General features: G+C 35.4%; 20 protein-coding genes and 1 pseudogene. 14 read left to right on the top strand and 7 right to left on the bottom strand.

Annotated features, from left to right (window positions below):
* Positions 1-103 precede the first annotated feature (103 nt).
* The 8 genes from acnA to hxlB all read left to right on the top strand — a co-directional run bounded on the left by acnA (position 104) and on the right by hxlB (position 10,072).
* Positions 104-2,839 carry an aconitate hydratase AcnA gene (acnA, locus tag ACK3CR_RS02675; protein ID WP_488974706.1) on the top strand — a complete coding sequence of 912 codons (2,736 nt, stop codon included), beginning with the start codon at positions 104-106 and terminating at the stop codon, positions 2,837-2,839.
* A gap of 178 nt (positions 2,840-3,017) precedes the next feature.
* Positions 3,018-4,316, top strand: coding sequence for a CitMHS family transporter (locus ACK3CR_RS02670; protein WP_243520331.1), 1,299 nt, complete (start codon positions 3,018-3,020; stop codon positions 4,314-4,316).
* 263 nt (positions 4,317-4,579) lie between these two features.
* Positions 4,580-5,347 carry a sugar phosphate isomerase/epimerase family protein gene (locus tag ACK3CR_RS02665; protein ID WP_488974705.1) on the top strand — a complete coding sequence of 256 codons (768 nt, stop codon included), beginning with the start codon at positions 4,580-4,582 and terminating at the stop codon, positions 5,345-5,347.
* Positions 5,344-6,303, top strand: a complete 960-nt coding sequence (locus ACK3CR_RS02660; RefSeq protein WP_488974704.1) for a sugar kinase — start codon at positions 5,344-5,346, stop codon at positions 6,301-6,303. Before ACK3CR_RS02665 ends, ACK3CR_RS02660 begins: the two co-directional genes overlap by 4 nt.
* Positions 6,304-6,305: 2 nt before the next feature.
* Positions 6,306-7,586 carry an MFS transporter gene (locus ACK3CR_RS02655; RefSeq protein WP_243520337.1) on the top strand — a complete coding sequence of 427 codons (1,281 nt, stop codon included), beginning with the start codon at positions 6,306-6,308 and terminating at the stop codon, positions 7,584-7,586.
* Positions 7,587-7,755: 169 nt separating this feature from the next.
* Positions 7,756-8,769 carry a LacI family DNA-binding transcriptional regulator gene (locus ACK3CR_RS02650; RefSeq protein WP_488974703.1) on the top strand — a complete coding sequence of 338 codons (1,014 nt, stop codon included), beginning with the start codon at positions 7,756-7,758 and terminating at the stop codon, positions 8,767-8,769.
* A gap of 116 nt (positions 8,770-8,885) precedes the next feature.
* Complete coding sequence (hxlA, locus tag ACK3CR_RS02645; protein ID WP_328123728.1) at positions 8,886-9,527, top strand: 3-hexulose-6-phosphate synthase; 642 nt, start codon at positions 8,886-8,888, stop codon at positions 9,525-9,527.
* Positions 9,524-10,072 carry a 6-phospho-3-hexuloisomerase gene (gene hxlB, locus ACK3CR_RS02640; protein ID WP_243520343.1) on the top strand — a complete coding sequence of 183 codons (549 nt, stop codon included), beginning with the start codon at positions 9,524-9,526 and terminating at the stop codon, positions 10,070-10,072. Before hxlA ends, hxlB begins: the two co-directional genes overlap by 4 nt.
* A gap of 31 nt (positions 10,073-10,103) precedes the next feature.
* On the opposite strand, the pseudogene ACK3CR_RS02635 reads toward hxlB, so the two are convergent.
* A pseudogene (locus ACK3CR_RS02635) lies at positions 10,104-10,436 on the bottom strand (carboxymuconolactone decarboxylase family protein).
* A complete protein-coding gene (locus ACK3CR_RS02630; RefSeq protein WP_243520347.1) occupies positions 10,433-10,849 on the bottom strand; it encodes a tautomerase family protein in 417 nt (138 codons plus the stop codon). Before ACK3CR_RS02630 ends, ACK3CR_RS02635 begins: the two are co-directional and overlap by 4 nt.
* Before the next feature lie 107 nt (positions 10,850-10,956).
* On the opposite strand from ACK3CR_RS02630, the gene ACK3CR_RS02625 reads away from it, so the two are divergent.
* Complete coding sequence (locus ACK3CR_RS02625) at positions 10,957-11,832, top strand: LysR family transcriptional regulator (protein WP_488974702.1); 876 nt, start codon at positions 10,957-10,959, stop codon at positions 11,830-11,832.
* Positions 11,833-12,105: 273 nt separating this feature from the next.
* Positions 12,106-12,264: a DUF3658 domain-containing protein gene (locus ACK3CR_RS02620; protein ID WP_419182629.1), complete on the top strand. Its 159-nt coding sequence runs from the start codon at positions 12,106-12,108 to the stop codon at positions 12,262-12,264.
* 147 nt (positions 12,265-12,411) lie between these two features.
* Here ACK3CR_RS02620 and ACK3CR_RS02615 read toward each other — a convergent pair whose 3' ends face one another.
* The gene (locus ACK3CR_RS02615) at positions 12,412-13,056 is read right to left on the bottom strand and encodes a cupin domain-containing protein (protein WP_488974701.1); all 645 of its coding nucleotides are present in this window, start codon (positions 13,054-13,056) and stop codon (positions 12,412-12,414) included.
* A gap of 220 nt (positions 13,057-13,276) precedes the next feature.
* Here ACK3CR_RS02615 and ACK3CR_RS02610 point away from each other — a divergent pair, with 220 nt between their 5' ends.
* The 3 genes from ACK3CR_RS02610 (at position 13,277) to ACK3CR_RS02600 (ending at position 14,502) form a co-directional block, all read left to right on the top strand.
* Positions 13,277-13,417: a hypothetical protein gene (locus tag ACK3CR_RS02610; protein WP_488974700.1), complete on the top strand. Its 141-nt coding sequence runs from the start codon at positions 13,277-13,279 to the stop codon at positions 13,415-13,417.
* The gene (locus ACK3CR_RS02605; RefSeq protein WP_488974804.1) at positions 13,356-13,964 is read left to right on the top strand and encodes a DUF3231 family protein; all 609 of its coding nucleotides are present in this window, start codon (positions 13,356-13,358) and stop codon (positions 13,962-13,964) included. Before ACK3CR_RS02610 ends, ACK3CR_RS02605 begins: the two co-directional genes overlap by 62 nt.
* A gap of 64 nt (positions 13,965-14,028) precedes the next feature.
* Positions 14,029-14,502, top strand: coding sequence for a hypothetical protein (locus ACK3CR_RS02600; protein ID WP_243520354.1), 474 nt, complete (start codon positions 14,029-14,031; stop codon positions 14,500-14,502).
* A 238-nt stretch (positions 14,503-14,740) separates the two neighbouring features.
* Here ACK3CR_RS02600 and ACK3CR_RS02595 read toward each other — a convergent pair whose 3' ends face one another.
* The 3 genes from ACK3CR_RS02595 to ACK3CR_RS02585 all read right to left on the bottom strand — a co-directional run bounded on the left by ACK3CR_RS02595 (position 14,741) and on the right by ACK3CR_RS02585 (position 17,568).
* Positions 14,741-15,610 carry a protein-glutamine gamma-glutamyltransferase gene (locus ACK3CR_RS02595; RefSeq protein WP_430238420.1) on the bottom strand — a complete coding sequence of 290 codons (870 nt, stop codon included), beginning with the start codon at positions 15,608-15,610 and terminating at the stop codon, positions 14,741-14,743.
* A gap of 372 nt (positions 15,611-15,982) precedes the next feature.
* Positions 15,983-16,267: a hypothetical protein gene (locus ACK3CR_RS02590; protein WP_328123723.1), complete on the bottom strand. Its 285-nt coding sequence runs from the start codon at positions 16,265-16,267 to the stop codon at positions 15,983-15,985.
* Positions 16,268-16,662: 395 nt separating this feature from the next.
* A complete protein-coding gene (locus tag ACK3CR_RS02585; protein ID WP_419182626.1) occupies positions 16,663-17,568 on the bottom strand; it encodes a DMT family transporter in 906 nt (301 codons plus the stop codon).
* Between the two features lie 160 nt (positions 17,569-17,728).
* On the opposite strand from ACK3CR_RS02585, the gene ACK3CR_RS02580 reads away from it, so the two are divergent.
* Positions 17,729-19,105: an aminotransferase-like domain-containing protein gene (locus ACK3CR_RS02580; protein ID WP_488974699.1), complete on the top strand. Its 1,377-nt coding sequence runs from the start codon at positions 17,729-17,731 to the stop codon at positions 19,103-19,105.
* A gap of 339 nt (positions 19,106-19,444) precedes the next feature.
* Here ACK3CR_RS02580 and ACK3CR_RS02575 read toward each other — a convergent pair whose 3' ends face one another.
* Positions 19,445-20,188 carry an SDR family NAD(P)-dependent oxidoreductase gene (locus tag ACK3CR_RS02575; RefSeq protein WP_488974698.1) on the bottom strand — a complete coding sequence of 248 codons (744 nt, stop codon included), beginning with the start codon at positions 20,186-20,188 and terminating at the stop codon, positions 19,445-19,447.
* Between the last annotated feature and the right edge of the window lie 120 nt (positions 20,189-20,308).

Genomic DNA, 20,308 nt, shown 5'->3' with positions numbered 1-20,308 from the left:
AAGTTGCATACATAACTATGAAATATTGATATTTTTATGACTTCATTATTTACAATACAATAAACTTATGGAAAATAGAGAAAGACCTAAGGGGTTGAAAAGTATGGATGAGAAAAGAGATGTTTTTAAGACACACTCCACTCTTAAAGTAGGTAAAAAAGTTTATAGCTATTACAAAATAAATTCATTAGAGGAAAAGGGGATAGGAAACATCTCTCGGTTGCCTTATTCAATAAAAGTACTGCTCGAATCTGTCCTAAGGGAATACGACGGAATTAATATTACGAAAGAGCATGTGGAAAGGTTAGCCAATTGGGCTGTTGAACGTGATTCCAACCAAGAAGTTCCTTTTAAACCTTCACGTATTCTTCTGCATGACACAACAGGTCTTCCTGCCATTGTTGATTTAGCTGCAATGAGAGAGACGGTAAAACGGATTGGGGAAGATGTTTCAAAAGTCAATCCATTAATTCCTGTTGATCTTGTAGTCGATCATTCTGTAACAGTGGACTACTTCGGAAGACCTGATGCAATGGAATTAAATGAAAAGATTAATTTTGAACGTAACAAGGAGCGATTTCGCTTTTTCAAGTGGGCTCAAAACTCTTTTAACAACCTTCTAGTCGTTCCACCCGCAACAGGTATTATGCATCAAATTAATATGGAATATTTATCATCAGTTGCAGTTACAAAAGAAAGGGACGGCGATATTGAAATTTATCCTGATTCTCTTGTTGGAACAGATTCTCATACAACAATGATTAATGGACTAGGAGTAGTAGCTTGGGGAGTAGGGGGAATTGAAGCAGAAGCAGCAATGCTAGGGCAACCTTTATATTTTGTTATTCCTGAAGTTGTTGGGTTTAAACTAACAGGGTCTCTTCCTGAAGGAACAACAGCAACAGACCTAGCATTAACAGTAACAAATTTGCTGCGGAAAAAGGGTGTTGTTGGTAAGTTTATTGAATTTTTCGGTCCTGGTGTAGGGAAGATGAGCACTGCAGACCGAGCAACGATAGCCAATATGGCACCTGAGTATGGGGCAACAATGGGTTTCTTTCCTGTAGATCAAGAAACACTAAACTACTTAAAACTCATTGGGCGTAGTGAGGAACAAATAAAGCTTGTGGAAGCGTATTACAAAGCTCAAGGAATGTTTTTAGATGAAAATAGTCCTGAAGCGATTTATTCAGATTTAATTGAGCTTGATCTATCTACTGTTGTTTCATGTCTTGCTGGCCCAAAACGGCCGCAAGATCGAATCGAATTAACTCAGATGAAAAAACAATACCATAATGTAATGCGTGAAAAGGTTGAAAAGGGCGGATATGGTCTTAGTGAGAGCGATTTAGCAAAAGAAGTGGTCGTAAAGCATGAGAATGGAGAAGAGTCCATTATTAAAAATGGTTCTGTTGTTCTTGCTGCAATTACAAGTTGTACAAATACCTCAAATCCAAACGTTCTTATTACAGCGGGATTAGTTGCCAAAAAAGCAATCGAAAAAGGTCTTCATAAAGCTCCTTATGTAAAAAGTTCGTTAACACCTGGTTCACGTGTCGTGACAGATTATTTAAGAGAGTCTGGATTGCTAAGCTATTTGGAGGAGCTAGGCTTTCATATTGCGGGATACGGATGTGCAACCTGTATTGGAAACTCAGGTCCGCTTTCTGATGAAGTAAGTAAAGCTATTAGTGATCACAATTTAGCTGTAGCAGGCATTTTATCAGGAAATCGAAATTTTGAAGGCCGTGTACATCCTCAAATTCAGGCTAATTACTTAGCATCTCCTCCACTTGTTGTTGCTTATGCTCTAGCAGGGACAGTGGATATTAATATGACTAGTGATCCAATTGGCTATGATCAAAACAAAGAGCCTGTTTACTTAAAAGATATTTGGCCATCTTCCGAAGAAGTGCAAGAATGGATGGGAAATGCAGTTCGGCCCGAGCTTTTTCGTAAACGTTACCAAGATATATATACAGCGAATGAAAGCTGGAATTCAATCCATATCCCAGAAGGAGATTTATATGAATGGGAATCATCTTCTACCTATATTCAAGAACCGCCGTTTTTAAAAGATGTACCTGAGCAACTTAGAAACATTGAAGATATTAAAGGGGCCCGTTCTCTTGCTTTACTTGGTGATTCTGTCACAACTGACCATCTTTCTCCATCAGGAGCCATAAAGTCTAATAGCCCGGCAGGAATATATCTCCAACAGCAAGGAGTCAGTCCAAAAGATTTTAACTCTTATCCTTCGCGAAGGGGGAATCATGAAGTTATGATTCGAGGTGCTTTAGCCAATATTCGCATACGCAATAGAATGGTGCCAGGTTATGAAGGAGGGATAACCAAGTATTTACCAACAGGAGAGATTATGTCTATTTACGATGCAGCTATAGCATACAGAGAAGATAAAACGCCTCTTGTGGTTATTGCTGGTAAAGAATACGGAACAGGAAGCTCTCGTGACTGGGCAGCAAAAGGAACATATCTACTAGGGATAAAAGCTGTAATAGCACAAAGCTTTGAAAGAATTCATCGCAGCAACTTAGTTGGAATGGGAGTGCTTCCTCTTCAGTTTATAGAAGGAGAGGATGCGTCAACACTTGGGATTGTTGGTGATGAGACATTTGAAACAATAGGGCTATGCAACAAGATTCAACCAAAGCAAAAAATAAAAGTTAAAGCTATTCGTCAAGATTATACTTCTTTTGAATTTAATGTGATCGTACGTTTGGATAATGCGGTAGACGTTGATTATTATCATAACGGTGGAATTATGCAAACCGTCTTACGTCAAATGATAAATAAACGCAGACATCTCACTAAAAAATGATTCAATAATAGTTTAAAAGACAATGTTAGAGTAGCATCTTAGTTAAAAGGACGAAAAGTGAAATAAGAATTCAAGAATAAAGATTCGTCTTGAATTCTTATTCTCACTATTGTTATAAAAAGACTTTTGAGATTTATAGTGATTCTTTTTGTAAGCGTATTCAAATAGGGGGGATAAGATGATTTCTTTATTGGGATTTACAATGATGGCCTGCTTTATCTTTTTAATTGTAACAAGGAAAATGTCAGCTTTACTTGCACTAATCGTTGTTCCATTAGTTTTTGCGCTTATTGGAGGGTTTGCTAAAGATTTAGGACCAATGATATTAGAAGGGTTAAGCAGCGTTGCCCCTACAGGGATTATGCTAATGTTTGCCGTTCTGTATTTTGGGATTATGATTGAAGCCGGTTTGTTTGATCCACTCATTTCTAAGATTTTATCTATTGTTAAAGGAGATCCTTTAAAAGTTGTATTTGGAACGGCGATTCTTGCAGGTCTTGTTGCCTTAGACGGTGACGGAACTACAACCTACATTATTACAGTTTCTGCATTGTTACCACTATATCATCGTTTAGGAATGAACCCTCTTATTCTAACCTGTGTATCCATGATGTCGTTTGGCGTCATGAATATGCTTCCATGGGGAGGGCCAACGGCTAGAGCTGCAAGTGCATTAAAGCTTGATGTAAACGACGTGTTTCTTCCTCTCGTTCCTGTTATGCTAGGAGGTATTGTATGGGTATTATTCACAGCCTATATTCTTGGTAAAAAAGAACGAAAACGACTAGGCGTCATGAATATAGATTTATCTAGAGACTTATCTCAGCATCAACAAGCGGCAGCGCTAGAGTCGAACTTAAGACGACCTCATCTTACATGGTTCAATGCACTATTAACGATTGGGCTAATTGTAGCATTAGTTTTAGGGATACTTCCTTTACCAGTGTTGTTTGTAATCGCTTTTTCTTTAGCTTTATTAATTAATTATCCTAATCTAGATATTCAAAAGAAAGTACTAGGTGCTCATGCAGACAGCGTTGTAATCGTTGTCGCTTTAATCTTTGCTTCTGGTGTGTTCACTGGAATTCTTTCAGGAACACATATGGTAGATGAGATGGCCAACAGTTTGATTTCCGTTATTCCAGAAGAGTTAGGAGGCTATTTTGCTCTTATTACAGCAATTACGAGTCTTCCGCTCACTTACGTAATGGCAAATGACCCATATTATTTTGGCGTAGTCCCGATTATTGCACAAACCGCAGAAGCTTATGGGATAGATTCAGTTGAAATTGCGCGAGCTTCCATCCTCGGGCAACCAATACACGCCATGAGTCCTTTAATTGCTTCTACTCATCTACTAGTCGGAATGGCAAAGGTTGATTTTGGAGATCATCAAAAATTTATAATAAAGTGGGCTTTAGGAACGTGTACAGTTATGATTATTGTTGCCTTAATAACAGGTGCTATTTCTTTATAAGTGTTCATTAAAATAAAAAGAGCGCGAAAACCTTTTTTGAAGGACTTCGCGCTCTTTTTAGTATCTATCATTTTATAAGTCTCTTGTTTGAAATAAGAGAGTGCGGTTAGTTTAAAAAAGAGGATAGAAATAGGGGAATTCATCAATATCAAACTTTTCTTAAAAACCTATTGAAAAGCGCTTACAAAAGTTTTATAATCTAACTAAACCGTTTTACTAAACCGGTTTTCTAAAGAGTATTGTATAATGTAAGGAGCATATCTATGGAAAAATTAATTATTCCTTTAAACGCATTTCCACAAAATGAGCTTGAAGAAAACGGTCAACATTCATTTATTAAACCGTTATACGAAAAGGGCGTGTACGGGGTTGAAATTAGACGAGAATTATTTAGAGACAAAGAGAACGATAGGATTCAGACTAAAAAAAGGCTTGAAGAAACTTCCTTATTTATTGTGTACTCTGCACCAATTCAATTATGGTTAGAAGATGGTTTTTTAAATCAACACGAACTAAGAATGATTTTTGAAGAAGGGGAAGAGCTTCACGCACAGTGGATTAAAGTTTCGCTAGGTTTTTATCAAAAAGGGAAATCAAGCTTAGAGGAGTTGCGGCACTTTTTAAATGATTATCCGGATCTTCAACTGTTTGTTGAAAACGATCAAACTTCTTATGGAGGTAATATTAAGCGATTGCAAAAATTCTTTGAAGAGGCTTCTAAATCTAGTGTGAAAGTAGCTATGACGTTTGATAGTGGGAACTGGTTCTATACCAATCAATCTCTCTTAGAAGCTATTAAAAAATTAGGCTCTTATGTTCAGTACATTCATTTAAAGCACGTGTACTCCTTAAACGGGAAGTTAGTCACTGTGTCAATTTTAGATGATTTATACGAAAAGTGGAAAGATATTTTGTTAGCGTTTCCACAGCCAACAGTAAAAGCTCTGGAATTTCCTATTGAGTCCATTCACCACATTGATTCACTAGCAAAACATATTAACTCAGTAACCGAAAGTGAGGAACTCGTATGAAAAAGTTAGATGTGATTACATTCGGAGAAGCAATGGCCATGTTTATGGCAAATGAACAAGGACCGTTGCATGAGATTAATGCATTTACAAAAGAGTTAGCAGGAGCAGAAACAAATGTTGCGATTGGGTTGGCTCGCTTAGATGTTCAATCAGCGTGGGTAAGCAAAGTCGGACGTGATCCATTTGGAACATTTATTATGAATAGACTTCAAAAAGAGAATGTTAATATTGATGGAGTATTATATGATGAACATCATTCAACAGGCTTCCAAATGAAATCAAAAGTAACAGAAGGAGATCCAGATGTTTTTTATTTCCGAAAGAACTCGGCTGCGAGTCATTTAAATATAGGCGATTTTCATCACACGTATTTTAACTCAGCAGCTCATTTGCATATGACAGGAATTCCGCTTGCACTTTCTCAAGAAACGCGTGAATTTGCTCAATATGCTTTAAGCTTTATGAAAAAAGCGCAAAAAACGGTTTCTTTTGATCCCAACTTACGCCCATCGCTTTGGTCATCTCAGGAGGAAATGATTAAAGTGACAAATGAAACAGCTAAACAAGCAAACTATGTTTTACCTGGCATTCATGAAGGAGAGCTGCTTACAGGATACAAACAGCCCGAAGATATTGCGTCATACTATTTAGATAGCGGGGTTGAAGTAGTTGTAATTAAACTAGGTGAACAAGGGGCATATTTTAAAACTTCTTACGAAGAAGGAACTGTTGCAGGATTTGAAGTTCCACACGTTGTTGATACGGTTGGAGCAGGAGATGGCTTTGCATGCGGCTTGCTTAGTGGGTTAGTAAAAGGAAAATCAATTTCGGATTCCATCCGAAGAGGAAATGCAATTGGGGCACTTGCTGTTGGTACAACAGGAGATAACGATGGATACCCAACAGAGAAAGAACTACAATCTTATTTACAATCTCATGCACAAGGAGTGAAGTAAAGATGAAAAAACAGCTTGCAAAACAAAGATGGCTACGATTAATTCCAGTCGTATTTATTACGTATAGTTTAGCATACTTAGATAGAGCGAATTATGGGTTTGGAGCTGCTTCTGGATTAGCAGAAGATTTGCATATTACACCAGCGATTTCGTCCTTGCTCGGTTCCTTATTTTTCCTAGGATACTTCTTCTTCCAAATTCCTGGCGCACACTATGCTGAAAAGAAAAGTGCAAAAAAACTCATTTTCTGGTCACTTATTTTATGGGGAGGACTTGCCACTGCAACAGGTTTAGTTAGTCATATTGGCTTCTTATTTGTAATTCGTTTTGCGCTAGGCGTTGTTGAAAGCGCTGTTATGCCAGCGATGCTTGTTTTCTTAAGCCACTGGTTTACAAAAGCTGAACGTTCCCGTGCAAACACGTTTCTGATTTTAGGGAATCCTGCTACTGTTTTGTGGATGTCAATTGTATCTGGTTATCTATTAGAATCCTTTGGTTGGAGATGGATGTTTATTTTAGAAGGCTTTCCTGCTGTTATTTGGGCATTTCTATGGTGGAAGCTAGTAAATGATGAACCAAAAGATGCAAAATGGTTATCATCTGAAGAAAAGAGAGATCTACAAGAAGAGTTAGAAAAAGAACAAAGAGGCATCAAACCCGTTAAAGATTATAAGGAAGCTTTTAAAAATCGAACTGTTATTTTATTAAGTATTCAATATGCCCTATGGAGCATTGGAGTATACGGATTTGTAATGTGGTTACCGTCCATTATTAAAGCAGCACCAAACATGGACATAGTGAAAACAGGCTGGCTTTCTGCTATTCCATACGTTTTAGCTGTTGTATTAATGTTAGCAGTTTCATATCTTTCTGATAAGTTTCTAAACAGGAGTGCTTTTGTATGGCCATTCTTATTAGTTGGAGCGCTTGCTTTTGCTGGATCATACCTTATTGGGACGAGTAACTTTTGGCTTTCATTTACATTGCTAGTTATTGCAGGGGGAACAATGTATGCACCATACGGGCCGTTCTTTGCGATTATTCCTGAAATTCTACCTCGAAATGTAGCAGGAGGAGCAATGGCCTTAATCAATAGTATGGGAGCACTCGGTTCTTTTCTTGGCTCTTACATTGTTGGATATTTGAACGGATTAACAGGTGGATTCGGTGCTTCTTATGTATTTATGGCTGGTTCTTTATTCCTTGCAGCCATCCTGACGATTGTTGCAACAAAAAAGCCAGGCAAGAAAGAAGCTGTAAAACACGTTGAAAAAATGGCTTAAATCATTCAATCAGAGGGGAATTCCTCTGATTGTTCTTTTAAGGAGAAAGAAAAGTTGGAAAGCCTCGTGAATTTCCGGTGCTGAAAGCTTTTCTTTTTCTGTTCGTTTTGTTTAAACTATTAATAGACAACACCAACCATAGTATAGAAATAGAAAAAGGACGGATGATATGCAGAAAGTAACGATGCTTGACGTTGCAAAAGCAGCAAATGTATCCAAGAGTACAGTATCTCAATATATTAATAAAAGATATCAATATATGGGAGAAGACACGAAAAAAAGAATTCAACAAGCAATTGAGACCTTAGGTTATCAGCCAAACTATTTAGCGCGAAGTTTAAAGCAAAAACGTACATCCATGATTGGTATTATTATTGCAAATATTATGCATCATCTTTCGACTGAAGTGATTCGTGCGATTGAAGATTACTGTCATAAGTATGATATTCATGCCATCATTTGCAATGCAGATGATAACCCGGAAAAAGAGAAGAAATATATTGAAATGTTAAAAGCTAAACAAGTGGATGGACTTGTTTTATTTCCAACAGGGGAAAACACCGAGCTCTATGAACAAATGGTAAGAGAAGAATACCCCATTGTTGTGATGGACCGAAAAGTAGAGGAACTCACAGGGAAAGTTCCATCTATTTTTGTTAATAACCGTGAAGCAACTTGCGAAGCTATTTCTCATTTATTAGATCTTGGTCATGAGAAAATAGCGATTATAACAGAACCTCTTACAATTTCTCCGCGTATCGAACGTGTAGAAGGGTATAAACAAGCTTTACGAGAACGAGATGTTGCTGTAGATGAAAAATTTATTATTAACTGTGAAAAAACGTGCATGCAAGAGAAGTTAGACGAGCTTTTTTCTTATTCTGAACCTCCAACAGCTTTGCTTGCTGGAAATGACTTAGTTTTTATTGAAGTGCAAAAATATATTAAACGTAAGAAGTTATCGATTCCAAACGATTTATCATTAATTGTGTATGATAATATTCCGCATGCAGAGGTATCTACACCTTCTGTTACAACTGTTTCACATCCAGCCTTTGAAATGGGAAAAAAAGCAGCAAGCTTACTCATTCGTCAAATTCAAAAAGAGCCAACACCAAGTGAACAAAATGAGTATCAATGCACGCTAATAATTCGCGAAACAACGGGTCCAAAGCCTCATTAAACAAAAAAGTGAGTTATAAAGGCTCACTTTTTTATTTTAAGGATTGAGAAGCGCTTACATTTGTTTTATACTATTACTAAACCGGTTTACCAAACAGGAGATAAGGGGAGTTTAATATGAAAATACAGCTAGCTTTAGATCGCTTAACAATTCAAGAAGCAATAAACATTGCTAAAAAGGCAGAAGCATTCATTGATTGGATTGAAGTAGGAACTTCTCTTATTAAAGAATTTGGAATGGAAAGTATTTATGAAATCAAAAACGCTTTTCCACACAAGTCCGTTGTCGCTGATATTAAAACAATTGATAATGCAAAATATGAATTTGAGATATGTTATCAAGCAGGAGCGGACATTGCGACCGTAATGGGTGTTTCACCTCAAGCAACACTCCATACGTGCTATGACGTTACACAAAAGTGGGACAAAATGATGATGATTGATTTGTTGAATACAGCACAGGAAACGCAGCAAAAACTAGCAATCTATAACAAAGCCGTTTTTTGTCATCATTTAAGTAAAGATGAACAAGAAATAGGAGGGAAGTCAACTCCCTCTTATACAAACTTGCGAGCGCCTTTTTTTGAAGGGTCCAAAGTCGCTGTTGCAGGAGGCGTGAATCTAGAAACAATGTCATCTCTCTCCTTATTAACGCCAGATGTTATCATTATCGGATCCTCTATTACAAAAGCAAAAGATATTGAAAAAGCAGCGGCAGCATTTAAAAATAAAATAGAAGATAAAGGGGTAGTAAAATGAGAAAATTAAACAATGTTCTAAAAGAGATAGAAGAAGTCATTAATAAAATCGACCAACAACATCTTGATGATATTGCTTTTTCCCTTCATAAGTCAAAGCGTATTTTCGTCATTGGTGAAGGGCGTTCAGGGCTAATGGCAAAATCCTTTGCAATGAGACTTATGCACTTAGGAGCAACCGTTTTTGTTGTAGGCGAGACAATCACGCCGTCTATTACTAAAAATGATTTATTAATAGCCGTGTCTGGTTCAGGCAAGACACAGCAAGTTGTTACTGTCGCACAAAAATCAAAACAATTAGGTTGCTCTGTTATTGCAGTTACAACAAATCCTGCTTCATCTTTAAGTGAACATGCAACAGAGGTTGTTCATATTCCTGCGGCAACTAAATATCGAAATGAAAATGAAGCACCATCCATTCAACCATTAGGCTCACTTTTTGATCAATGTGCCCATGTTGTGTTTGATACGATTTGTTTAGAATATGGACAGTTGAATCAAGTTAGCCATAGTGATGCATTTCAGCAACATAGTAATTTGGAATAGAAGAATACAATGAAAATGAAAACCTCTAGAGTTATGACTCTAGAGGTTTTTTCTTTTTATTTAATAGAATATTTAAAGCACCAGCTGCCTTAGGCCATCCTGAATAAAAAGCGATATGTGTAACTAAAGCAATAATTTCTTTTTCATTTATCCTATGTTTTTCAGCTAATTGAAGATGAAATGGTAGCTGTTCTGTATTACCCATGCTAATGAGAGCGGCAAGTGTCACTAAGCTTCTTTCTTTTGATGTTAATGTCGAATCTTGTCATACTTCTTCAAATAATATTTTTTCTCCGTAAGCGACAAAAATAGGGGCTAGTTCTTTCATCTCTTTTGACGTTTTGGATTCAATAGGGTGATTCATTTTTCTTTTTCCTCCTTAATAGAAATCATCTGTGCTTTTCCTTGACCAAACGACCAATTTTCACGATGTGTTTCATTTAGGATGATAAAAATATTTTCAATAGGAATATTTAAATGTTCATTAAAAGCATCAGCAATAGCTTGGTATAAGCTTGTTTTCTGCTTGGCAGTTCTTCCTGGAGCACAAGTAATTGAAACAAGTATCATTCTAGCTGTTCTCTTTGCCTCATGTTCTAAAAGATAATTAGAATGATAATAAAATTGCCCTAACGCATAAGGAGAAAAGAGCTGAAAATAATCTTCTGCTGGAATGTTAAAATGGGTGATTAAAGATTTGTGGATTTCCTCACTCACTTTCTGCAGTTCTTTTTCTTCCCACTGTGACTTTGGATGATAAACATGAATAAATGGCATCTGAACACTTCCTTTCGGTATGAATTTATTTTACTGCGCTCTTTTCTATTTGTATAATTGAAAATATATTAAATAATTATCAAAAAAACCGATGAAGAGGAGAGCAAATGGAAATAAAAGAATTACATACGTTTAAAAAAATTGTAGAAGAAGGAACATTTTCACGTGCCGCTCAAAAATTGAACTATGCACAATCTACTGTAACAACCCATATCAAAAAATTGGAGAATGAACTTGGTTTTTTATTATTTGAACGAGGATGGGATGCACGGTTAACAAATGAAGGGATTTTATTTGCAGAAGAAGTAGAAAGCTTATTAGCTCATTGGGACTATTCTATTTCTCAAGCACAGCGGATTAGCAATGAAGAAAAAGGAACAATAAAAATTGGCATTGTAGAATCGCTTTCTACAAAGCTAGTATCGTTAATATTAGCCTATTTAAACAAAAAGAAACCATATATTCACTGTCATTTTGTAGTAGGAAACACCGCTCTTTTATCACAGCTATTAAATCAAAATAAAATTGATTTTGCGGTCTGTGGCTATAATCAAACCATGTCTAACGTAACATTTAATCCTCTATGGAAAGAAGAAGTTCAGTTCATTGTTAACTCTTCTAAACATCCGATTTTGAAAAGGGAGAATGTTAGAATTTCGGATATTGTCGATTACCCTGTCCTAATGGGAGAAAACAGCTGTTATTACACTCAATCTGTTCGTGCCTTCTTGGCAGAGAACAATCTAGCATTCAAACGAGTCTATAATTGCAGTGCCCTTCATCTCATTCCCGACATGCTGTTCGAAGATTCAATAGGAATTATTCCTAAAGGAACGTCTCTAAAACAAGATCATATCGTTTTTAATGTCAATGAATTTCAACCAAATTTGCTTATAGGGACCCTTATTTCAACCAGGACAAATGAATACTTGAGCGAGACAAAACAAGAAGTTATAAAGTTGATTGAATCAGCATTTATTTAGCTTTTTGGAAAAAAGCTTATGATAGAAAAAAAGGGGGCAGGGATTAAACTACTCTAAACTTATAAGAGACCTAAAGAAGCAATACTTCTTTAGGCCTCTTATATAGCACATAATCAATGGTACAGGACAATTAAACATGAAAAATTGGAAGAAATGTATAGAAGTGAAGAGGGGGTAACTTTTCTTTCATCACAAAAACGAGGTCAGCTTGAGAAGGAATGGAGAACGCTCTCTCAAACAGAAGAAGTATTAAGAATATAGGAAAACAATCGCATACATAGTATTGTAGATTACTATTATGATCATTATATTCTTAATACATGCCTCTCTTTACATAAAGAACAACAGAACAGAGATTTCCTTCCCTCGGCACGAGTGATTGGTGAGCTTTTGGGTCATATTCCTGATTATCACAGTGATTATTATGAATAGCGACTGCGTCATTTAATTACAAATGAAATTTTAGAGATAAAAGGAATGCTAAAAGCAATGCAGCTTTATAGTGTAAGGCTTCTATAAAGCTTTAAATTGAGAAAAGATTTTCACATCGAAACTTAAGCAACAAAGGTTTGCTCTTTACTAATAGTAGTAAGGATACCAATGGTGTACTTGCATCGGCTGATGGTAACTTGGGATAGATGGATAGGTAAAGCGGTCATGTTTGCTTTTCTTTTTAGATTTATTTGAGACGCACTCATTAGTCGGTCCGATTACAATTGTTTCGTTTTTCAAAGGAGCCAACGTTTCTTTTAATTTTTCAGCATCCAAACAATACGTATGAGCAAGAACTTCTATCGGTGTTTTTGTAAGAATATCTGACCCAAAAATATACTCTGGATACGGAGCATCAAAAATAGCTAGTAAGTGAGTATTGTTTTCGGAAGCAACTTCCCAATGCCACCACCCTTGAGGAATATTGGCAACTTGCCCAGGACGGATTGAAATGTTAATTACTTTATTGTTAAACGGATTGATTAAAGAAACAACAGCAGCCCCTGAAATACAATAAACGAGTTCAGCCGCATTTTGATGGTAATGTGGCTCTACAACTCGATCTTCACTTAAATAAATATCAAGTAACGAAACGTTTCCAAGCGTATTTAAAACATCCCGACCTAATCGATTAATAAAATTTTTAGGATCTCTAGTATTTAATCTATTCTTGTTTACATCAGAGAAATATTGAACATTAGCATTTGTATAATCCATATAAGACGTTGACACGTACTCCCATCTCCACTTCGCCTAATATTTAATCTAACGTATAGTATGAGAGACGTTTCATTTTGTGACAAATACCCAATGAAAAGAGTGCTTCTCCCTATCAAAATTAATGCTAATTGTAATAAATTTTGATAACCGTTTTTTCTATCTTCTTTCATTTCTTTAAATATTTTCCCTTTATTATACAGATAATATGAATATAGACGAATGGAGGGGGAAAATGGATAAAGATTCATTGACTGAAAAGGAAATAGAAGAACATCAACAAAATAAACAGTTAACTTCAGCTGAATTGGCTAATTTGTTTAGTAATTATATGGGCGATTCTTTATTTAGGTTTCCCAACTATTCCTTATGCTAAAAAAGTTGATTTTGTAGAGAAGAAAAGCTTTATATCCATTATTACAGGTAGAGATCGACCACTTACAGCTAATAAGATCAAGCATTTACAATATAATATTAATACTAATATTCTTGGTAAATCATTAATGTTAGGTTTTAGTCAGGTTGCATCCTCGAATAAAATCAGAAAATATTTTCAAAAAGGAGCTGAATTATCAGGCAATCAAATAAAGAACTTTTCTGACCATCTAATGAATCAGGATCTCCCTGCTCCTAAGCTAATGGATGCCCATATAACAGATTCCACTACTTCTCCTTTTTCAGATAAACTTATGATGTACCATGCGTCATTAGCAGGAAATATAGCTATACAAAACTTTGGTGCTGCGCTTTCTCAAATGTTAAGGCATGACTTAGCAGCTGAGTTTATAAAGTTAATTTCACTAATTGGAAAATTTAATAATGATGGCTTAAATATAATGATTGAACATGGTTGGTTTGAGGAACCGTATACAGCTCCTGACAGAAAAGGACTTTCAAAATCTTCAGGAGAAAATCAAAGCTAAAGTATTTAGTTGAAATAACTTCTTTATTTATTATTTTGATAAAAGAAAGTAGGATGCTAAAAATGTGAATAAGGCTATGTTTGAAAGATTGTTATGGTCTATTGCTTTCCCCGGTTTTGGACAACTTTTAAATTGTCAATATGTTAAAGGGATTTTGTTTATCTTCTTAGAGCTTTTTGTTAATATTCAATCCAACTTTAACACTGCAATAATTTCAAGCTTTGTTGGAAATATTCATCATTCTATTGAAGTAATTGATTTCCAGTGGCTTATGTTTTACCCATGTTTATATTTTTTTTCGATGTGGGATGCTGTAAAAGACGCGGATGAAGAGAGAGAAAATTCGACTCTTTTATTTTTGCCATTTGTTTTTTCTGCATATTTTGTGACTGTAGGTTTGATGTTTTCTACTAAAATTAAAATTTTCGGGTTACTGTTGGGACCTATTTTTTTACCGATGTTATTTGTAATCCCAGGGGTGTTTACAGGATTACTTGTAAAGAAAATCTTAACATTGTTTATAAAGAGAGAATACTGATTTTTTTTCACACTTGAATTTTTTAAGTGCGAAAGGAATTACGGTGTTCTTTTCTTATGCTCTTAACAAAAAGGTCGTTCTGCTGAACTGTCATGTTAGCGGAATAAGGGCAGGTAACCTGCTCTCTTGGACTATCCACTTTGAATGATTATATGTACCTGAAGATCCATTTTATAAGCCCTCAGTTTACGAGTTTTCATAAATGATTTGATTTCTAAAATTACTAAACCCATTTTCATTATGAAAATGGGTTTGAATACGTTATCCTGTTGTATACTTCATTTAAATAGAATAGATGTCGATCACATGAAATCGAAATTTCGTTATGATGTACTTTAATATATTGAACTTTATAATCCCGATAACCTTGAGGTAGCATCGAAATGTTCGCTAGATGTTTAAAAGATGGTCTTGCGACTGAATTTGTCAGATAGGCTGATTGATTACCTTCTGGCTTTCTTTTTTGATTCAGAGCGTCAATGATTTGTTCAGCAGTTCCAATTCCTACCCCATGACCAAAATAAGTGTCATCTTCGAGAACAACGGCATTTTCACCTCTCCACCAAGAGGCTTCTGGATCAAAATCCGGATTATTAAAATAGACAATATCCCCAGGTAAGAAATTCCTCGTCTTAATAGCGTGTATTCCAAGATCAGGATCAAAATGCCAGCTGTATAAATAGAGAGGGCGGAACAATCGATTAAATAAATGTTCACCAATACTGTTTAGAACGGCATGGTAATAGATAATCACTTTTGCCGTAGCACATTCAAAAGCATATAGTGAACTGTTCTTGTAAATGTCTTGAATTGCATCAGATGGCCTTACACTACGCTTCAGTTGGAATCCGCCAGAACGCGTTAAATTCCAGTACTGAGGATTACAGCGAGAGTTTTCAAAGATTTCAAACTCTGCATGACCTTGATTCATAGCTCTTGCACTTGCTATGATATTTTTTCGCAACTTGAGTTCAAACAATAATTCATCAATGGATTGATACGAATAAACGATTTGGTCTGCATTCATTCGTCGAACGATCACACTTTCAATACTACCAGACGGCCACATGTCAGTTTGTTGAAAAGGCATCCCCAATATTTGTATCATATTATCCCTCATTCTAAGCTTAAGTATTATTTGTATTAGTACCTAGCGTATTCGAACTTCGTTTTAATGTGTATTTAAACAGCTAAAACAATCTGTCCTTTTTAAAAGGAGGCTTGTTACCATTCATTCATTTGATTATGACGCTGTAGAAAGCATTTTGAATTACACATTAAGGGAAAGTGAAGGGAGTGAAGCTTGATGAAGGGGAGGAGTTTTATTATTAGCAAATCTAACCTCATTTTTTATTATTATGCAACTTAGGGGTTTTTATAAAGAAAATGAAGAGAAAGAGGCTAGTCCCAGAGAGAGTTAAAACTGAACTCTTGGATTAGCCTTTTTTATCATTGGGAGATGTTTTAAAGTAGAATCAATTTAGTAATATCTTTTTTTACAGTCACATTCTTCGTAATCCTTTTGGTCATCATATTTATCATCATACTCATTATCTGGTTTTTCCCAGTAACATTTTAGCCTTGTATATCTATCATGTTTGTAATGCTTGTCAAGCTTACGATCATATTTACCATAATACTCATCATACTCAGGGTGTTCCTCTAACTCTTCATAGTAACATTTCATTTTTTTATCTTTATCATGTTTGTCATGTTTATCTTCATAATAGTCTTTTCTATCATACTCGTATTCGTATTCATACATAGATATCTTCACCTCCTCGACTCTATATGTAATATCATATGAAATTGTTAAAGTGAAGATTGGATGAGTACTATGCGTCAAAAACCTGTTTTTGCCTAGAGATATAAATAAATTCTCTAAGAAGAATATAAATAAGTAAAGTTTCCCGAATAGATGGTACTGAAAAACAAAAAGTTATCTTGTTATATACAAAAGAGGTTAGGGATCCAAAGGAATCCCAACCTTTTTTGTATTTATGGTCTATCTAAACTTGAATTTTTACTATTACCTAATTTCAAAAGAAATATATAAATTAAGGGACATTCCAGAGTATATGTGACTAATATTGTTATGTTTTTAGAAATAAATGTATCTCTTAGTTTAAGTGGATTTCTTCACAATTTTTGAACATACAGTTAGTTTTTCTCTAATAGGGATCTTTTTTTGGATACAGGAGCATTTTTACCTAATATTACGGAAAAGACAACAATTACTGCTATTACAAGAGTGAAAAATGTGATGGATTCATCTAGAAATACGGTTGCAAATAGGATCATTAAAAATGGTTGTAAATATTGAATCTGACTAACTCTTGCTATTCCGCCCATAGACATTCCGCTATACCAAGCAACATATGCTAGAAATTGACTGACCACTGCAAGGTAAATAAAACTAACCCACGCATGTATGGGGGCATGAATCATTTCAGTTGTCAGGTTTAGCCCAACTGGAACAATGAAAAATGGAGCACCGATCATAATTGCCCAAGCAATAACTTGCCAGCTACCTAATTCTTTCGCTAATCTCCCACCTTCTGCGTAACTAAGTCCAAGTATAAGCACAGATGCTAGTATAGCTAAATCGGCAAATTGTAATCCGCCGAATCCAAGATGAAGAGCATATATAATAACAGCTAAAGAGCCAATTATACTTGAAATCCAAAATTTGAGTGAAGGGATTTCACCTCCTCTAAACATAGCAAATCCAGCTGTTGCTAATGGTAACAGAGCTACTTCCACAGCACCATGAGAAACAGGCAAAGATTCCATTGCCCAAGAAGTGAGGAGAGGAAATCCTAGAACTGCACCAAAAGCAACAATAAATAGACTTTTGAATTGCAGAAGAGAAGGTAATTTTTCTTTTCGAACGATTAATACGACAGCTACTAAAATAGCGGCAAAAACTGTTCTTCCTAAACCGACAATTGTAGTCCCAAAATACTCTACTGCAACACGTGTGGAAGGGAGCGTTAAACTAAAACAAACAACACCTACTAATCCTAACAACAGTCCAAGTTTTTCCTTTGTTTTTCTCTGTATCATATTTTACCCCTATCCTTTCATTTTGTGCTATATCTGTCCTATTTTCTACTTTTCTAAAAAACAGTTCTGATATAATTAACATAATAATAGGGTACATACAGTAAAATAAATCCTTTTTTCATCTATCTGTACTGGTACAGTTAAAAGGGGGAATGAAGATATGAGCTCGAAGTATGTAGAGATAATGGATGAAATAAAGCTTCGACTAAGGGAAAGATCACTCATTGCAGGTAGTAAACTCCCTTCTGTTCGGCAATTATCCGAAGATTTTTCATGTAGCAAAAATACGGTTATTAAAGCATATGCCGAGCTAGAAAAAGAGCATTTAATTTATTCCGTTCCTAAAAGCGGCTACTATGTTGTGAATGAATTTCAAGATGCAACGAACGAACATGAGACCATTGATTTCTTGTCTGCGGGTCCAGATAAAAACGTGATGCCTTATCTTGAATTTCAGCACTGTATGAATCAAGCAATTGAACAATATAAAGAAGAGCTTTTTACCTACTCTGACCAGCAAGGGTTTTACTCATTACGAGTACAGATAGTGAAATATTTGCAGAATTTACAGGTGTTCACTCAACCTGAAAGATTAGTAGTTGTATCCGGTTCGCAACAAGCCCTTAATTTACTAGTTTCTATGCCCTTTCCAAATGGAAAAAACAATATTCTTATTGAACAACCTACTTATTTTGGGTTTATTGAGTCTGTCACTCTTCACCAAGCGACTACCTTTGGAATTGAGTTATCGAGGGAAGGGATCGATCTTGATCGTCTGGAATACATTTTCCGAAATAATGATATAAAATTTTTCTATATTATCCCGAGATTCCACAATCCTCTTGGACATTGTTACACGAATAGTGAAAAGAAAAAAATCGTTGAGTTAGCTGAAAAATACGATGTATATATAGTGGAAGATGATTTTTTAGGAGACCTTGATCCAAATGCGAAATCAGATCCTTTATTTTCATTTAATCCTTATGGAAGAGTGATTTATATTAAAAGTTTTTCGAAAATTTTTCTCCCGGGATTAAGGATTGCTACTGTCGTTCTTCCTCCATTAATGAATAACCATTTTTTACGATATAAATTTAGTTCAGATTTTAATAGTCCAGCACTTTCTCAAGGGGCTCTTGAAATTTATTTAAAAAGTGGGATGTTTAATAGTCATCTAAAAAAAGTAAAAGAGATATATTGTACGAAGATGAAGATCTTGCAAGAAGCATGTGAATTATTGCTACCGGCTAATACTCATTTTTCTAAACCCTCTTCAGGATTCTATCTATCCATCAGTTTGCCTGAAAAGGTGACAGCAAAACAGATAGTTCATATGCTAAACGAACAGCATGTATATGTTGATGATGCCTTTAGATTTTTTTTACCACAATATAAAAAGGAAAATCTTATTCGATTAAGTATCTCTCAAGTAAACGAGAGTAAAATTAAACTAGGGGTAGAGCGATTGGCTCACTGTATTACTTTAGTGGACAGTAGAAAAAATCGTGTTACTCCGAATAACTTTTTACACTTGTAGTATGGATAAGTCTACAGTTTTATGAGAAAGAGAAAAATTAGCAAAAGGGGAATGGAGATATATTGGACAGGCATTATAAGCATTAGCATTGTCTTTTCTTTTTGGTCTATATTCATTTTAGCAATGTGGAGGGGCGAGGGCAGAAGGAATAAAAAAATTATGTGGTCATGAATAAGAGGGAATTAATGGATAACAAACGGACGAAAACAAGGAGAGTTATTAAAATCTCTCCTTGTTTTTATATAGGAAAATAGGTTATAAAGCAAAAACATTATCTAAATAAACGTTGTTCTAAAAGAAATAAAAGATAAAAAATATAGAAATAACTCCTATTTAAAACTAAAGAGTTTGACCATTATTAATAGTAAATACTTGCCCTGTAACAGACGCCTGCGTAAGTTGAAAAAGGACAGCATCTGCAATATCGTCTGGTGATGAAATACGTTGAAGCGGTAGATTCCCAACAAGCTCATACATCTTATCTTTATTGCCAGACCACCATCTTGTGTCTACAGCACCTGGAGATATGCAGTTTACTCGAATATGAGGAGAAAGAGCAATTGCAAGAGATCTTGTCATGTTATGAATAGCTGCTTTTGTTGCTGCATAGGGGATAGAAGAGCCAATTCCGGTTATTCCAGCTACGCTTCCTAAATTTACTATAGCGCCTGAGCCTTGTTTCTTCATAAAAGGCACAACAGCTTTTATACAATGAAACATACCTTTTACATTTACATCGTACAAGGAATCCCATATTTCGTCTGTGGCAGTTTCTAAATCATTCATAGCAATTTGAGCAGTAATACTAGCATTATTTACTAATCCGTCTATTCGCCCAAACTCCTTTATAGTGTGTGAAATCATTTCACGGACTTCCTTTTCTATCGCAACGTCTGCTTTAAAGGATAGAGCGATCCTTCCGTACGCTGTAATTTTCTCAGTTACTTCTATTGCTTCTTTTTTTGATTTACGATAATTGATAACAACTTTTGCGCCTCTTTCTGCTAATTTTAATGAAATTGCTCTCCCCACACCAGTGCCCCCGCCAGTGATAATATATACTTTGTTTTCAAAATCGCTCATGTTTTATCCTTCCTTTCTCTTTATCGTAATTTATTATAACTTTATTATGTAAAGAAGATATAATAGTTAATAATAAGACTAGTATCATTTTAAATGATATCAAAGGAGTGAGTTTACCTT

This window comes from Priestia sp. TRM10 (assembly GCF_057808375.1).
This window is presented reverse-complemented; position numbering and strand designations above follow the sequence as displayed.

Excerpts from the sequence above, each read along its gene's own strand:
- acnA (WP_488974706.1), top strand. The coding sequence starts at position 104 with ATGGATGAGAAAAGAGATGTTTTTAAGACACACTCCACTCTTAAAGTA.
- ACK3CR_RS02670 (WP_243520331.1), top strand. The coding sequence starts at position 3,018 with ATGATTTCTTTATTGGGATTTACAATGATGGCCTGCTTTATCTTTTTA.
- ACK3CR_RS02665 (WP_488974705.1), top strand. The coding sequence starts at position 4,580 with ATGGAAAAATTAATTATTCCTTTAAACGCATTTCCACAAAATGAGCTT.
- ACK3CR_RS02660 (WP_488974704.1), top strand. The coding sequence starts at position 5,344 with ATGAAAAAGTTAGATGTGATTACATTCGGAGAAGCAATGGCCATGTTT.
- ACK3CR_RS02655 (WP_243520337.1), top strand. The coding sequence starts at position 6,306 with ATGAAAAAACAGCTTGCAAAACAAAGATGGCTACGATTAATTCCAGTC.
- ACK3CR_RS02650 (WP_488974703.1), top strand. The coding sequence starts at position 7,756 with ATGCAGAAAGTAACGATGCTTGACGTTGCAAAAGCAGCAAATGTATCC.
- hxlA (WP_328123728.1), top strand. The coding sequence starts at position 8,886 with ATGAAAATACAGCTAGCTTTAGATCGCTTAACAATTCAAGAAGCAATA.
- hxlB (WP_243520343.1), top strand. The coding sequence starts at position 9,524 with ATGAGAAAATTAAACAATGTTCTAAAAGAGATAGAAGAAGTCATTAAT.
- ACK3CR_RS02630 (WP_243520347.1), bottom strand. The coding sequence starts at position 10,849 with ATGCCATTTATTCATGTTTATCATCCAAAGTCACAGTGGGAAGAAAAA.
- ACK3CR_RS02625 (WP_488974702.1), top strand. The coding sequence starts at position 10,957 with ATGGAAATAAAAGAATTACATACGTTTAAAAAAATTGTAGAAGAAGGA.
- ACK3CR_RS02610 (WP_488974700.1), top strand. The coding sequence starts at position 13,277 with ATGGATAAAGATTCATTGACTGAAAAGGAAATAGAAGAACATCAACAA.
- ACK3CR_RS02595 (WP_430238420.1), bottom strand. The coding sequence starts at position 15,610 with ATGATACAAATATTGGGGATGCCTTTTCAACAAACTGACATGTGGCCG.
- ACK3CR_RS02590 (WP_328123723.1), bottom strand. The coding sequence starts at position 16,267 with ATGTATGAATACGAATACGAGTATGATAGAAAAGACTATTATGAAGAT.
- ACK3CR_RS02585 (WP_419182626.1), bottom strand. The coding sequence starts at position 17,568 with ATGATACAGAGAAAAACAAAGGAAAAACTTGGACTGTTGTTAGGATTA.
- ACK3CR_RS02580 (WP_488974699.1), top strand. The coding sequence starts at position 17,729 with ATGAGCTCGAAGTATGTAGAGATAATGGATGAAATAAAGCTTCGACTA.
- ACK3CR_RS02575 (WP_488974698.1), bottom strand. The coding sequence starts at position 20,188 with ATGAGCGATTTTGAAAACAAAGTATATATTATCACTGGCGGGGGCACT.